This is a genomic window from Citrobacter sp. wls718 (assembly GCF_005280945.1).
GTDB lineage: Bacteria > Pseudomonadota > Gammaproteobacteria > Enterobacterales > Enterobacteriaceae > Citrobacter > Citrobacter gillenii.
In genome coordinates this window covers 29,277-42,412 of sequence record NZ_SZWV01000007.1, presented here as the reverse complement: position 1 = coordinate 42,412, position 13,136 = coordinate 29,277, and the positions used below count along the sequence as shown (strand labels likewise).

16 protein-coding genes are annotated in these 13,136 nt (G+C 55.0%); 5 read left to right on the top strand and 11 right to left on the bottom strand.

Annotation, left to right across the window (positions count from 1 at the left end):
* The coding region (locus FDW95_RS01570; RefSeq protein WP_152973959.1) for a molybdopterin-dependent oxidoreductase at positions 1 to 653 on the bottom strand (653 nt) is incomplete at its 3' end.
* Between the two features lie 194 nt (positions 654 to 847).
* Between FDW95_RS01570 and fdhD the strand changes: the two genes are divergently transcribed.
* A complete protein-coding gene (gene fdhD / locus FDW95_RS01565; protein ID WP_115259808.1) occupies positions 848 to 1,684 on the top strand; it encodes a formate dehydrogenase accessory sulfurtransferase FdhD in 837 nt (278 codons plus the stop codon).
* Here the strand turns inward: fdhD and FDW95_RS01560 are convergent.
* Together FDW95_RS01560 and FDW95_RS01555 are read right to left on the bottom strand one after the other, a co-directional pair.
* A complete protein-coding gene (locus FDW95_RS01560) occupies positions 1,651 to 2,160 on the bottom strand; it encodes a YgjV family protein (protein WP_249358860.1) in 510 nt (169 codons plus the stop codon). The genes fdhD and FDW95_RS01560 overlap by 34 nt on opposite strands.
* A 55-nt stretch (positions 2,161 to 2,215) precedes the next feature.
* Positions 2,216 to 2,737 (bottom strand): Crp/Fnr family transcriptional regulator, encoded by a 522-nt coding sequence (locus FDW95_RS01555; RefSeq protein ID WP_115259806.1) that lies wholly within the window; start codon positions 2,735 to 2,737, stop codon positions 2,216 to 2,218.
* A 129-nt stretch (positions 2,738 to 2,866) separates the two neighbouring features.
* Here FDW95_RS01555 and FDW95_RS01550 point away from each other — a divergent pair, with 129 nt between their 5' ends.
* A complete protein-coding gene (locus tag FDW95_RS01550) occupies positions 2,867 to 3,079 on the top strand; it encodes a YdgH/BhsA/McbA-like domain containing protein (RefSeq protein ID WP_115259805.1) in 213 nt (70 codons plus the stop codon).
* Positions 3,080 to 3,121: 42 nt separating this feature from the next.
* Here FDW95_RS01550 and FDW95_RS01545 read toward each other — a convergent pair whose 3' ends face one another.
* Both FDW95_RS01545 and FDW95_RS01540 read right to left on the bottom strand, forming a co-directional pair.
* Positions 3,122 to 3,445: an AzlD domain-containing protein gene (locus FDW95_RS01545; protein ID WP_115259804.1), complete on the bottom strand. Its 324-nt coding sequence runs from the start codon at positions 3,443 to 3,445 to the stop codon at positions 3,122 to 3,124.
* The gene (locus tag FDW95_RS01540; RefSeq protein ID WP_115259803.1) at positions 3,445 to 4,104 is read right to left on the bottom strand and encodes an AzlC family ABC transporter permease; all 660 of its coding nucleotides are present in this window, start codon (positions 4,102 to 4,104) and stop codon (positions 3,445 to 3,447) included. Before FDW95_RS01540 ends, FDW95_RS01545 begins: the two co-directional genes overlap by 1 nt.
* Positions 4,105 to 4,205: 101 nt before the next feature.
* Between FDW95_RS01540 and FDW95_RS01535 the strand changes: the two genes are divergently transcribed.
* Positions 4,206 to 4,754 (top strand): XRE family transcriptional regulator, encoded by a 549-nt coding sequence (locus FDW95_RS01535; protein ID WP_115259802.1) that lies wholly within the window; start codon positions 4,206 to 4,208, stop codon positions 4,752 to 4,754.
* Between the two features lie 57 nt (positions 4,755 to 4,811).
* On the opposite strand, the gene rhaM is transcribed toward FDW95_RS01535, so the two are convergent.
* The 5 genes from rhaM to rhaB all read right to left on the bottom strand — a co-directional run bounded on the left by rhaM (position 4,812) and on the right by rhaB (position 10,097).
* On the bottom strand, positions 4,812 to 5,126 hold the full coding sequence (rhaM, locus tag FDW95_RS01530; RefSeq protein WP_115259801.1) for an L-rhamnose mutarotase: 315 nt from the start codon (positions 5,124 to 5,126) through the stop codon (positions 4,812 to 4,814).
* Complete coding sequence (gene fucO, locus FDW95_RS01525; RefSeq protein ID WP_115259800.1) at positions 5,123 to 6,271, bottom strand: lactaldehyde reductase; 1,149 nt, start codon at positions 6,269 to 6,271, stop codon at positions 5,123 to 5,125. Before fucO ends, rhaM begins: the two co-directional genes overlap by 4 nt.
* Positions 6,272 to 6,399: 128 nt before the next feature.
* A complete protein-coding gene (rhaD, locus tag FDW95_RS01520; RefSeq protein ID WP_115259799.1) occupies positions 6,400 to 7,227 on the bottom strand; it encodes a rhamnulose-1-phosphate aldolase in 828 nt (275 codons plus the stop codon).
* A gap of 144 nt (positions 7,228 to 7,371) precedes the next feature.
* Positions 7,372 to 8,631, bottom strand: a complete 1,260-nt coding sequence (gene rhaA, locus FDW95_RS01515) for an L-rhamnose isomerase (protein WP_115259798.1) — start codon at positions 8,629 to 8,631, stop codon at positions 7,372 to 7,374.
* Positions 8,628 to 10,097 carry a rhamnulokinase gene (gene rhaB / locus FDW95_RS01510; RefSeq protein WP_137363391.1) on the bottom strand — a complete coding sequence of 490 codons (1,470 nt, stop codon included), beginning with the start codon at positions 10,095 to 10,097 and terminating at the stop codon, positions 8,628 to 8,630. The genes rhaA and rhaB overlap by 4 nt, the downstream gene beginning before the upstream one ends.
* Before the next feature lie 303 nt (positions 10,098 to 10,400).
* Between rhaB and rhaS the strand changes: the two genes are divergently transcribed.
* A complete protein-coding gene (rhaS, locus tag FDW95_RS01505; protein ID WP_096758841.1) occupies positions 10,401 to 11,249 on the top strand; it encodes an HTH-type transcriptional activator RhaS in 849 nt (282 codons plus the stop codon).
* 152 nt (positions 11,250 to 11,401) lie between these two features.
* On the top strand, positions 11,402 to 12,253 hold the full coding sequence (gene rhaR, locus FDW95_RS01500) for an HTH-type transcriptional activator RhaR (RefSeq protein ID WP_115260009.1): 852 nt from the start codon (positions 11,402 to 11,404) through the stop codon (positions 12,251 to 12,253).
* Here rhaR and rhaT read toward each other — a convergent pair.
* Positions 12,250 to 13,136: L-rhamnose/proton symporter RhaT (gene rhaT, locus FDW95_RS01495; RefSeq protein WP_249358858.1), on the bottom strand; the 887-nt coding region annotated here is incomplete at its 5' end. The genes rhaR and rhaT overlap by 4 nt on opposite strands.

Here is a 13,136-nt window from a genome sequence, read left to right as displayed (position 1 = left end):
ACCCAGTGGTTGGTCATCGCACCGCGACCAAATGTTGGAGCAAGACTTGCTACCGTTGGTCCGTGTCAGACGCGCGCCTGGTTGTCGACCGCGAGCATACCCAGCGCGCGGGAGAATTTTTGCGTTAAATAGCCGGTTTCATTACTGGAGGCGGAAGCACACAGCATCCCGGTGGAAAGCCAGCGGTTAACAGTGACGCCTTCGGCGTTCTGCGCAACGTAGTTAGCGTCGCGGTCTTCTTTCATCAGCTTCGCGATGCGGTCAAATGCCTCATCCCAGCTAATTTGTTGCCACTTATCGGAGCCTGGTGCACGGTATTCCGGGAATTTCAGCCGGCTTTCGGAGTGGATGAAATCCACCAGACCAGCCCCTTTCGGGCACAGCGCGCCACGGTTCACCGGATGGTCCGGATCGCCCTCAATATGGAAGATGGATGCTTTGGCGTTTTTCGCACCGTCACCGAGACTGTACATTAACAGTCCACAGCCAACGGAACAGTAAGTGCAGGTGTTACGGGTTTCGCGGGTACGCAGCAGTTTATATTGCCGTGTTTCCGCTAGCGCTACGCCGGGTGCAAAACCCAGTGCCGCTGCCGTGGTGCCTGCCATACCGCCAGCGCAGATCTTAAAGAACTGCCTTCTGCTGACCTGCATGGTTCGCTCCTTGTTTCGACATTGTCACGTTCCCTTCGCGTAGGTGTATCGCGATCGCGAGGGAAGTGGTTGTTATTTTTCTTTGCGGACGGGACCGCAAAGGTCCAGAATTGGGTGAATTTCCCTCCGTCCAGGAGGGATTTGTAAAGAATACCACAATGTTGGTATGTGTGTTCCAATATGGTTAAAAGAAAGTGAATAAGATTATTCAAAAAAACATCGAAAATGTGACGGCTTTGACGGGATCGCGCCAGTTGACCCTCTGGAAACGCGAGGATTTGCAACATCCTCAGCCGGATGTCGTCGCTGAAGAAGTGCCCGTTGCGTTGGTGTACAACGGGATTTCGCACGTGGTGATGATGGCGTCACCGAAAGATCTTGAGCATTTTGCGATGGGCTTTTCACTTTCTGAAGGCATTATTGAGTCCCCGCAGGATATCTACGGCATGGAAGTGGTGCCTTCTTGTAACGGATTAGAAGTTCAGGTTGAGCTGTCCAGCCGTCGTTTTATGGGATTGAAAGAGCGCCGTCGAGCTTTGGCCGGTCGTACCGGTTGTGGCGTTTGCGGCGTGGAACAGCTCAATGACATTGGCAAGCCGGTTCAGCCTTTGGCGTTTACCCAGACGTTTAACCTGGCGGACCTCGATCGCGCGTTAAAGCATCTGCACGACTTCCAGCCCGTGGGGCAACTGACGGGCTGTACGCACGCAGCGGCCTGGGTCCAGCCGTCGGGGAATCTGGCGGGAGGGCATGAAGATGTGGGCCGCCACGTGGCGCTGGATAAACTGCTCGGGCGGCGTGCAATTGAAGGCGAAACATGGCGGCAGGGAGCCGTTTTAGTCTCCAGTCGCGCCAGTTATGAGATGGTGCAAAAGTCGGCGATGTGCGGCGTGGAGATTCTGTTTGCTGTCTCTGCCGCGACGACACTGGCCGTAGAAGTAGCCGAACGCTGTAACCTGACGCTGGTGGGTTTTTGTAAACCGGGCAGGGCAACGATTTATACGCATCCGGAACGTCTGGTGGCGGAGTAACGCCACCAGGCTGCCACAATGCTGCCTGAGAATGCCAGCTCCATCATTACAGCAACGGGCGAGCCGACGATGGCATTGTTCAGTAGCCAGCACAGGCTGCCACACAATGTGTATCCACGTAATTTTCCACCCTGTGTCTGAAACGACGCATAGGTCATCAGCAGGCTTCCTGCGAGCGGCAGCAGGCCCCACATTCCCTGCCAGAGATAAGCACTACACAGCAGTGACCCAATCATAAATCCCCACATGGCCCAGCGGCGTTGCGTCACGATGGTTATCGCATAACGACAGGCGGCGATGAGCATTAATCCTGCGGCGGCGGGTTGATGCAAAAGATAAAAATGAATGGCCAGCAGGCTGGTTGAGCTGGTCAACAGCACTAACGTCATCGCCCGACGCCGGAAATGAAAGGCTGAAATATCCAGCACAAAGCTGATGCAGGCCAGCAGCTGAGAGAGAAAAAATGCGTTCATCATGCGCGCCATCTTGTGAAGAGTGGCGGGACAATAATCTATGCGAAAAGCGAATGCGTTAACCTTTGTTAAGGCGCTGGCGAATGCGGGACAGGCTAACGGGCGTAATGCCAATGTAGTGGGCGAGGTCCCGCTGAGTGAGCTGCAATTCCCAACTGGGAAAGTGTGTCTGAACATACTGGTAGCGTTGTTCTGGCGTATTAAGCAGCAGCATTTGTTCTTTTTTCTCTTTGTAGATCAACTGCTGGACCAGGAGCTGTGTCTTGATGTCCTGATGTTCCGGCGCATCCAGCAATGCCAGCGAGATTTCACTGATTTCGCCCGGGGTGATCATTTGCAGGCTGTAATCTGCCGAGGTGTGGGTTAGCCAGTTCAGGTACAGAAAACAATATTCACCCGGGAAGTAAAACTCTTTCACCCGTTCTGAACCGTTGTCTGAGTGATACACCGCACGGGCAACGCCATGATGTAAATAATAAATTTTGCTTTGCCTTTCACCTTGACGCAGTAACCAACTGCCCGCGGAGAGTGGTTTTTTTCGCGAGCCTGACAGCAATTTTTGATCGTATTCGGTTGACATGTTATCTCTCAAATAATTTGAATAAGACAGGCAAATCCTTCCGCTTTTAGTTGTGCGGTGTGAGGGCTAATATTTATCACATCAAGGCACGGTGCCTTACTCAAACAACTAAATTAAAGGGTTTACATCATGAAAAACATCAAAACTTTTGTCGCAGTTATCGCTCTTGCTACCTCTTTCGGTTCTTTCGCTGCTCAGTCTGTTACCGCTACCGGGTCAACTCTGGAAAGCACTGAAGCAAAAATTGCCGCTCAGGCGGAACGTGCTGGCGCAAGCGATTATAAAATCACTCAGGCCTACAGCGGTAACCGTGTGCATATGACCGCTGAACTGCTGAAATAAAATACCTCAGTACTGTCGAAAGAGCGCCCTTGAGGCGCTTTTTTAGTTTATTCCCGCCATCCTTAACAACGCCGTCACCACAGCAGCGGCGATAATCACCATAATCAACGGCACTTTGCGCCAGGCGAGGAACACTGCAAACCCCACGCCGAGAACGCGCGCCATACCAGCAAAGTGCTCACCTTCGTAAAAGGTGGTCGCCAGGGCGACGGAGAACAGTAATACCGTCGCGGCATCGGAAAGCAGCGCCTGCGAGCGCGTGGAAAATGCCAGACGGCTCCCCAACTTTGCTCCACCTAAACGCATCAAATAGGTTCCCAGAGAGAGTACGGCGATACCGACGATAAACAGCGTCATGTTGCCCATTATTTTTTCCTCGCCAGTAAGCCAAACAGTGAAAGCAGTACCGGCAGGCCCACCGGCGCAAACGGGACGGCGGCGAGCGACAGCGCAGCACCGCTGCAGGCGCGAACCAGCGTGGTACGGTTTTTAAATGCCGGGACCACTAAGGCCAGCAGAATGGCAGGGAAAACGGCATCCAGGCCGATGGTTTCCGGTGCGGGCAGTAGCTTGCCAACCATCGCCCCAAGCAGCGTGCCCAGCGGCCAGACAATGGCAACGCCCAGGCCGCACAGCCAGTAGGCGGCTTTGCGCTGCACCGGCGTTTTTTGCGACAGGCCAAACACCACGCTTTCATCGTTCATGATATGGCAGCCGAGGAAACTGGCGGCCCGCGTTCCCACCAGATCGCGTACCGTCACGCCAAACGGCACGTGGCGTGCGTTGACCAGTAAACCGGCAGCAGCAGCGGCAAGCGGATTACCACCGCTGGCAACAATCCCGATAAACATAAACTCAGACGCACCCGCCAGCACTGTAATCGAGAGCACAAACGGCACCCACAGCGGGAAGCCGTAAGCCATCGCCAGCGAGCCGTATGACATGCCGACTACGCCGACAGCCAGACAGACTAAAAATATTGCTTTTATCGTGTCGCCTTTGAGACTGGAAAAATAATGTTTCATCCTGCTTTAGCCATATCGAACGAATTTCCATTATAATGAACGTAACAAGATTGCTTTACAAGCCGAACGATTCGTTCGATATAAAGAACATGGAGTCATGTATGACCCAACCCATCAGTATGATTGCGAAAAGCCTGGTGCGTGAACGTCAGCGTACCGGTCTGTCGCTGGCAGAAATCGCCCGCCGCGCGGGCATTGCAAAATCGACGCTCTCGCAGTTGGAGGCGGGCAATGGCAATCCTAGCCTGGAAACGCTGTGGTCGCTGTGTGTGGCGCTGGATATTCCCTTTGCGCGATTGCTGGAGCCTGTGGTGCAAAAAACCCAGGTGATACGCCGGGGTGAAGGGACCAAAGTGGTGGCGGAGCAGGCCCATTATCAGGCTATTTTACTGGCGGCCTGTCCACCGGGTGCGCGGCGAGATATCTACCTGTTGTTGACGCAACCGGGTGCTGACCGCATCTCACACCCGCATCCGCCGGGGTCTGTTGAGCATATTATTGTGACGCAGGGGAAGGCGCTGGTGGGACTGACCGACGCGCCGGAAGAGTTAGGCGAAGGGGATTACATTTGTTATCCCGCGGACCAGGCACATATCTTTAAAGCGCTGGAGCCGGATACCCAGGCGATTCTGGTTTCTGAGCAGAGCTAACTGTTATGTTGCGTTGTGCCGGATGCGGCGCGTTAGCGCCTTATCCGGCCTACAATACTACTGCAGATAAAACACTTCTTTTAGCTCCGCACTCACCGGGCTGTTGTCCGGATTAGTGGGCATCACGTCACGCATATGCTTCCACCAACGCTGACACACGTCGGTGCTGGCGACGGCATTCCAGCTCTCTTCGGATTCAATCTCAACGGTGGCAAACAACAGGCTGCGCTCCTGGTCGAGATAAATCGCGTAGTGATGCGCGCCGTGGGCTTTCAGTACGGCTTCCAGCTCCGGCCAGATGGGATTATGCCGACGCTGATACTCAACGTGCGCGTCGGCATTCACCTGCATCACAAAGGCTTTGCGGATCATAACGCCTCCAGATACAGCGCGCGGACGTCTTCGCGGCTGGCGGTGCGCGGATTGCATGGTGCGCACGGATCGGCGAGTGCTTTGTCCAGCCACCCCTCAATGTCCTCTTTGGTCACGCCTAGCTGGCTGAAGCCTGCCGGAATGCCCACGCGCTTGCTCAGGGCACGGATCGCGTTGATGGCTTCCATGCTTGCCACTTTATCACTCATGTTGCGTGTATCGACGCCCATGGCCTGTGCTATGCGGGCAAAGCGTGCCACGGCGTTTGGACGGTTAAAGTTTTCGATAATCGGCAGCAGGATAGCGTTGCAGACGCCGTGCGGCAGATTGTGCGTCGCGCCCGGCTGGTGTGCCAGCGCATGCACCAGACCCAGACCTGCACTGTTGAACGCCATCCCCGCCAGATACTGACCAAATGCCATTTGCTCACGGGCTTCGAGGTTGTGACCCTCGTCGACGGCTTTAGGCAGCCACTGGTTGATCAGGCGAATAGCTTCCAGGGCATTGGCGTCGGTTAACGGGTGCGCGCCAACAGAAACATAGGCTTCCACCGCGTGGGTCAGGGCGTCCATACCGGTAGCGGCGGTGACTGAGGCAGGAATTTCCAGCATCACGCTGGCGTCATCGACGGCGATATCCGGAATAATGTTCGGATCGATGATGACTTCTTTCACCTTGCGTGCGGAATCAATGATCACCGCATTGCTGGTCATTTCTGCGGCCGTACCCGCGGTGGTGTTAATGGCAACCAGCGGTACGCCGGCATTTTTAACTTTGCCCACGCCGGAATAGGCGGTAGACGGGCCAGGGTTGGCGGTCAGGATTTTCACCGCTTTAGCGGTATCGATCGGGCTGCCGCCGCCGAAAGCGATGATGTAATCACATTCAGCGTCCTGGTATGCGGCAAAACCTTGCTGGACCAGTTCTTCCGTTGGGTTCGGGAATACGTCGTCGAACAGATGATACGACATTTTATGCGCATCAAGGGCGGTAAACAGGCTGTCCAGCAGGCCCAGTTTGACCAGTTGACCGTCGGTTACGATCAGCGCCTTACCCCATTGCTTGTTCGCCACGAGGTTGACCATATCACCAATCGCACCAGCGCCGTGCAGACTGATTTTTGGCAGTGCCAACATAAAGCTCATAAGTATTCTCCTGAATAATAAATCCCTGGTGCCCGATGGCGCTTCGCTTATCGGGCCTACGGTTAAATAGGGACCGTCATGTAGGCCGGATAAGGCAAAGCCGCATCCGGCGTTGAATGAGGGAGGTATCAGTACAGCTCTAATGCGCTGGCCAGTGGGGTCACGCCAAAACGTTTGCCGAGAGCAATGAGCTCTTCACGCGTGATGGTTTGCTTCATACCGCCCATCGAATATATTTTGACCAAAACTTCGGCCGATTTCTCTGCGGTATCTATCAAACCGAACGCTTCGTCGAGCGTCGGGCCGCTGCCAAATACGCCGTGGAACGGCCACAACACCAGAGAATGCTGCTGCATTGAAACTGCCGTCGCTTCACCGATTTCGTCGGTACCCGGCACCATCCACGGCAGAATGCCGACGCCGTCCGGGAACACCACCAGACATTCGGTGCTGCCTTCCCACAGTTTGCGGGTGATCAGCGCAGTGCTGTTTTCCAGCACATAGGTCAGAGCAATCAGATTGGTGGCATGGCAGTGCATGATCACGCGGTCTTTGCCATCGGTGGCTTTAATGCGCTCGCAGTGGGAAAGGAAGTGTGCGGGCAGTTCGGAGGTCGGTACGGCTTCGTGGGTCAGCCCCCAAAGAATGTGGTAACCAGCGCCGTCGCTGTCGATTTTTACCACACCTAAATTGGCTGCCGGATCGAGCTGGACGTTGCGGAAGAATTTGCCGGAACCGGTAACGATAAACGGCGTGTTAGCCAGCAGCGGCATCGGCTGGCTCAGCGCGATGTAGCGCGGTTCTTCGTGGAAATCAGCGGTAAAGGGGGCGATATCAGCTTCATCCAGGCGCAGCGTCAGGTTGCCGCCGTTACGCTCATCCCAACCTTTCAGCCAGGCATCAGAAGTGGCTTTGATCATCCCCTGGACGAACCAGGAGGTAGTAATGTTTTGCATGGTCGGTGTTCCTGTTTATTGCCCGAACGGGTGTCGGGTCTTACGTAAGCCGGATAAGCGCAGCGCCATCCGGCGTAGTGTTTTGTACGTTGCCGGATGGCGGCGCTAACGCACCGTATCCGGCCTACAAGGCAGGCAGCGCCTTTAGCTACGCTTGCTCAGTACGTCTTTTTCATACGTGCGGACGTTGTCCAGCCACTGGCTGCCGGTTGGAGTGTCGTGACGCTGGCAATACATCTCCCAGACGGCCTGCCATGGCAGCGATTTCTGTTCTTCCAGCAGGGCCAGGCGGGCGGTGTAGTCGCCGCTAGCTTCGAGTTGGCGTAGTTGCTCAGTGGGTTCTAACAGCGCACGCAGCAGGGCTTTCTTCATATTGCGGGTGCCGATCACCCATGCGGCAATGCGGTTGATGGAAGCGTCGAAGAAGTCGAGGCCAATGTGTACGCGGTCGAACAGGTTATGGCGTACGATCTCGCTGGCAATCGCCTGAGTTTCATCATCCAGCAATACCACGTGGTCGCTGTCCCAGCGCACCGGACGGCTGACGTGCAGCAGCAGGCGCGGCACGTACAGCATGGCGGCAGAGATCTTATCGGAAATCACTTCAGTCGGATGGAAGTGACCTGCATCCAGGCACAGTGCGGTCTGGCGGCTGGTGGCGTAGCCCATGTAAAACTCGTTGGAGCCAACGGTGTAGCTTTCTGCGCCGATACCAAACAGTTTGCTCTCGACGGCATCAATATGATGCGCCGGGTCGAACTTCTCGCTGATGACGTCGTCCAGTGCTTCCAGCAGGCGCTGGCGTGGTGCCAGGCGGTCAATGGTGATGTCTTTCATGCCATCCGGGATCCAGATGTTCATCACCGACGGCGTACCCAGTTGTTCGCCAAAGTATGCGGAGACGCGACGGCTGGCTTTGCAGTGGTCAATCCAGAACTGGCGGATGCTGTCGTCAGCATGTGCCAGCGTGAAACCGTCGGCACTCAACGGATGCGAGAAGCAGGACGGGTTGAAATCCAGCCCTAACTGGTTCGTTTTCGCCCATTCCACCCAGTTTTTAAAGTGTTCAGGTTTGATTTGGTCACGGGATACCGGGGTATCGGATTCCAGGTAGATAGCGTGCAGGTTCAGACGCTTAGGACCCGGGATCAGGCTCAGTGCCTGCTCCAGATCGGCGCGCAGTTCAACGGCGTTACGCGCTTTACCTGGATAGTTACCGGTGGCCTGAATGCCGCCGGTGAGCGAACCTTCCGGGTTTTCGAATCCGGCGACATCATCGCCCTGCCAGCAGTGCATGGAGACCGGCAGACGATCGAGCTGGCGTAATGCCTCCTCGACATCGATACCTACCGCGGCGAAACGCAGTTTTGCCAGTTCCCAGGCTTGTTCAAGTTGAGTGGTCATGCGCAAAGCTCCTTTGTCTGTCGTGTTGATTGAAACTGCGCCTGGTAGCGGGCAATTTCACTGTCAGTATTTGGGATGAAGGTTGTCAGGTCGTAGTTAGCGGTCACCACCTGGCGGAAATCATCGACGTTGTTAAGTTCGTCCAGCGTCATCAGCTGAACGCCAATATTGCCGAGCGTAGAGGCCTCAACAGGCCCGGACATGACGCGGATACCGCATGCATCCGCGCACAGTTGGTTGAGCAGGGCGTTCTGGCAGCCGCCGCCAACAATGTGCAGTTGGTTGAAGGCGTGACCACGAAGGTGTGCCAGTTCCTGCAGGACGTCGGCATACAGCAGCGCCAGACTGTCGAAAATACAGCGCGCCAACTCAGCATCCTGAACCGGAACGGGTTGACCGGATTCGCGGCATGCGGCCTGGATTTCTGCGCTCATATCAACTGGGTTGATAAAGCGATCGTCGTTCGGGTTGACCAGGAATTGGCAGGCCGGTAGCGCTTCGGTTTTCGCGATCAGCGCGGGCAGGTCGGTAATCTGCCGTTCTTTTAATACGCGTTGCAGCAGCCACAGCCCCATAATATTTTTCAGCACGCGGTAACGTCCTTCCGCGCCGCCTTCGTTGGTGATATTTGCCGCCAGCGCGGCCTCGTTGGCATACGGTGTTTTGCTCTCAAACCCCATCAGGGACCAGGTGCCGGAAGAGAGATAAGCGCTGTTGTTATCGGCCAGCGGTGAAGCGATGACCGCGCTGGCGGTGTCGTGGCTGGCGACGGCAACCACCGGGATCTGATTTTTCTGCGGGCAGATCCAGTGACCAATCACGTTCCCCGGATGCGTTGGGCGACCAAACCAGGCTTTATCTGCGCCGGTCCATGCCAGCAGGGTGTCATCCCAGTCGTCGGTGTTGATATTGACCAACTGCGTAGTGGTGGCGTTGGTATATTCCCAGTTCATTTCGCCGGTCAGGCGGTAGCCGAAGTAGTCGGGGATCATCAGGGCATGCGCCACCTGTGGGACCAGCTCTGGCTGCTGTTCGACCAGCGCGCGGAGCTGATACAGGGTGTTAAAGGGCAGAAACTGAATGCCGCTCCGACGATAGATCTCGCTGTTACCCAGTTGCGCTAAAGCTTGCGACATCATGCCGGTAGTGCGGCTGTCGCGGTAAGAGACCGGCAGACCGACGCGCTGACCGTCTTTACCGATCAGGACGTAATCCACGCCCCAGGTATCAATCCCGATGCTGTCAATCAGGATGCCTTGATCGCAGACCTTATTCAGCCCCAGGCGAATGTCGTTTTCCAGGCTGTCGATATCCCAGGTGTCAAAACCGTCTGTTTTTTGCAGACAGTTCGCGAAACGGTGGATTTCACGCAGCGTCAGGGTGCGGTGGTCACTGTCGTAACGTGCCAGCATTACGCGTCCGCTGGATGCGCCGAGATCGACAGCGACACAATGGCGAAGAGTCATAGCGAGGTCCTTCTGAGTTTTATTGCACTCAGTCTAAGAACCCCTGGAACGGCGTACCTTCTTGTTAGTGACAGTCACAATAAGCCGCTGGCAGCATGGCAAAGGTGAACGTGATGCTGTTCACAGTTTCGTGTAATGGGCGGGATTTTGTCTGATGTGACCCCTTCCGCATTTCCCGATCTTTCCTGTCGTTTCTTGAAGAATTAACCGTGTTTACGCACTTTGGCGTCAAAAATTTAAGGTGAGGGTCATAACCCTTAATTACTATGCAGCCATGTTCATTTGATCTGGAAGGAAGTCATCATGACCGTACTGCATTGCGTGGATTTTTTTCCGACAGGTAAAGCACCTGTGGCGATCGAACCGCGACTGCCCCAGACTGCTTTTCCCGAGCATCATCATGATTTTCATGAAATTGTGATAGTTGAGCATGGAACAGGTATTCATGTTTTCAATGGACAGCCCTACACCATTAGCGGCGGGACGGTCTGTTTTGTCCGCGATCATGACAGACACTTATATGAACATACTGACAACCTGTGCCTGACAAATGTACTGTATCGTTCCCCTGATGCGTTTCAGTTTCTGGCCGGGTTAAACCAGTTGTTACCTCAGGAGCAGAACGGTCAGTATCCGTCCCACTGGCGCGTGAATCAGGGCGTACTGCAGCAGGTCCGTCACTTGGTGGGGCAAATAGAGCATCTTGGTGAGGAGATGGATACGCCGACGGCGGCCAATCGCGAGATCCTGTTTATGCAACTGCTGGTGCTGCTACGCAAAAGTAGTCTGATGGAAGCGGCAGCGGATAACGATGCGCGACTAAACCGGCTGATGGCGTGGCTGGAAGATAATTTTGCCGACGAAGTCTGCTGGGATGCGGTGGCTGAGCAGTTTTCGCTCTCTTTACGCACCTTGCACCGTCAGCTCAAACAGCAAACCGGGCTGACGCCGCAGCGCTATCTCAATCGCCTACGGCTAATCAAAGCACGGCACTTATTGCGCCATAGCGATGACAGCGTTACGGACATCGCTTATCGCTGCGGTTTTGGCGACAGTAACCACTTTTCGACGCTATTTCGCCGGGAGTTTAACTGGTCACCGCGCGATATTCGCCAGGGCCGCGACGTCATGGCCGGAAGCAGCCTCCAGTAACGCGAAAGCTATCAACGTTTTTTACCGTCCGTTTGCTGATAATCATACCCTTTAATGCCGGATGGCGGCTGCGCCTTGTCCGGCCTACATGAATGCCCTGTAGGCCGAATAAGCGCAGCGCATCCGGCAAGCGTTCAGGTTGAGGTGATGTGGTGGCGAATCAGCTAGTCCTTCTGAAATCAGACTTTTTTGCGAGCGAACAGCAGGCCGTCGCCGTCGCCGATCGCTATCCGCAGGATGTGTTTGCCGAACATACTCATGAGTTTTGTGAGCTGGTGATGGTCTGGCGTGGCAATGGTCTGCATGTTCTCAACGATCGGCCGTATCGAATAACCCGTGGCGATCTGTTTTACATTCGCGCCGCAGACAAACACTCGTACACCTCTGTTAACGACCTCGTCCTGCAGAATATTATCTACTGCCCTGAGCGGTTGACGCTGAATCTGGGATGGGAAGATGTGATCCCTGGTTTTAACAACGGCACGCCGCGCCAGCCCCACTGGCGGCTGGGCAGTGCCGGTATGGCTCAGGCTCGACAGGTGATTAGCCAACTGGAACACGAAAGCCAGCAGCGCGATCCGTTATGTAATGATATGGCGGAGCTGTTGTTCGGACAGTTGGTGACGCTTCTCAAGCGCCATCGTTATGCCACGGATAGGCTCCCGGCCACCACCAGTGAGACACTGCTGGATAAGCTGATCACTGCGCTGGCCGGCAGCCATGAGCATACCTTTGAACTGGATAAATTCTGTCAACGGGAGCAGTGCAGCGAGCGCGTGCTGCGTCAGCAGTTTCGCAGCCAGACTGGAATGACCATCAACCAGTATCTTCGACAGGTGCGGGTCTGCCACGCTCAGTATTTGCTGCAACATAGCAAGTTGATGATTGGTGAGATTTCTATGCGTTGTGGCTTTGAGGACAGTAACTACTTTTCGGTGGTGTTTACGCGAGAAACCGGGATGACGCCGAGCCAGTGGCGTCATCTCAGTAATCCGCAGGACTAGCTGGCCATTCCCAGACCGACAATGTTTGCGGCAAGGATAATCACCACGCAGCCGAGGCTCAGCACGCTGACAGGGCGTTTTCCCGCATTGCTCCACTCTTTCATGATCAGGCCGACGATACCGCCGCACAGGACGTAGAAACTCATGTGCAGCATCCAGCTCATGTAGTCATACTGCGCTGGAATTTTGGCATGGCCCCAGGCGTAAAAGAAGAACTGGAGATACCACATCAGACCGGCAAGGGACGAGAACAGGATGTTGCTGATAATAAGTGGTTTTGCTAACGAGAAGTCGGCTTTTACCGACAGGTTCTTCATTTTTGCCAGACGAATGAAGCAGAATCCCAGGTTGATCACCGCACCGCCGCCCATAATGACTACGTAGCTTGGCAGAGCAACATACAAAGGATCGATACCGAGCGCAGCGGCGGCTTCGTGCATCGGTTTAGCCGCATCCATGGCAAAGGACATCCCTGCGGAGAAAAAGCCGCACATCACCGCCAGTATTAGACCTTTTTTCAGGTTGAACTCTTCGGCTTTGATACCCATCTTGCGTTCTTTTAACTGTCCTGCTCGAGTGACTATCGCCACGCCGATCAGCGCGACCAGCACACCAAGCAGGGTCATACGCCCACCCGGCGTGCCGATGAGCACGTCAAATTTACCGGCAATGATTGGTGTCATTAAGGTGCCAACAATCAGCGTAATGCCGATAGCGATGCCGATCCCCATCGACATGCCGAGATAGCGCATGGTCAGACCATAGTTGATATTACCGATCCCCCACATTGCGCCGAATAAAAATACCGGCAGTAGTGTGGATGCGCTGAATGAACTGTAATAGGCCCAGAAGTCTGGCAGCAGGATTGCGCTGACGAGCCAGG

Excerpts from the sequence above, each read along its gene's own strand:
- FDW95_RS01560 (WP_249358860.1), bottom strand. The coding sequence starts at position 2,160 with ATGATGAACGCATTTTTTCTCTCTCAGCTGCTGGCCTGCATCAGCTTT.
- FDW95_RS01555 (WP_115259806.1), bottom strand. The coding sequence starts at position 2,737 with ATGTCAACCGAATACGATCAAAAATTGCTGTCAGGCTCGCGAAAAAAA.
- FDW95_RS01550 (WP_115259805.1), top strand. The coding sequence starts at position 2,867 with ATGAAAAACATCAAAACTTTTGTCGCAGTTATCGCTCTTGCTACCTCT.
- FDW95_RS01545 (WP_115259804.1), bottom strand. The coding sequence starts at position 3,445 with ATGGGCAACATGACGCTGTTTATCGTCGGTATCGCCGTACTCTCTCTG.
- FDW95_RS01540 (WP_115259803.1), bottom strand. The coding sequence starts at position 4,104 with ATGAAACATTATTTTTCCAGTCTCAAAGGCGACACGATAAAAGCAATA.
- FDW95_RS01535 (WP_115259802.1), top strand. The coding sequence starts at position 4,206 with ATGACCCAACCCATCAGTATGATTGCGAAAAGCCTGGTGCGTGAACGT.
- rhaM (WP_115259801.1), bottom strand. The coding sequence starts at position 5,126 with ATGATCCGCAAAGCCTTTGTGATGCAGGTGAATGCCGACGCGCACGTT.
- fucO (WP_115259800.1), bottom strand. The coding sequence starts at position 6,271 with ATGAGCTTTATGTTGGCACTGCCAAAAATCAGTCTGCACGGCGCTGGT.
- rhaD (WP_115259799.1), bottom strand. The coding sequence starts at position 7,227 with ATGCAAAACATTACTACCTCCTGGTTCGTCCAGGGGATGATCAAAGCC.
- rhaA (WP_115259798.1), bottom strand. The coding sequence starts at position 8,631 with ATGACCACTCAACTTGAACAAGCCTGGGAACTGGCAAAACTGCGTTTC.
- rhaB (WP_137363391.1), bottom strand. The coding sequence starts at position 10,097 with ATGACTCTTCGCCATTGTGTCGCTGTCGATCTCGGCGCATCCAGCGGA.
- rhaS (WP_096758841.1), top strand. The coding sequence starts at position 10,401 with ATGACCGTACTGCATTGCGTGGATTTTTTTCCGACAGGTAAAGCACCT.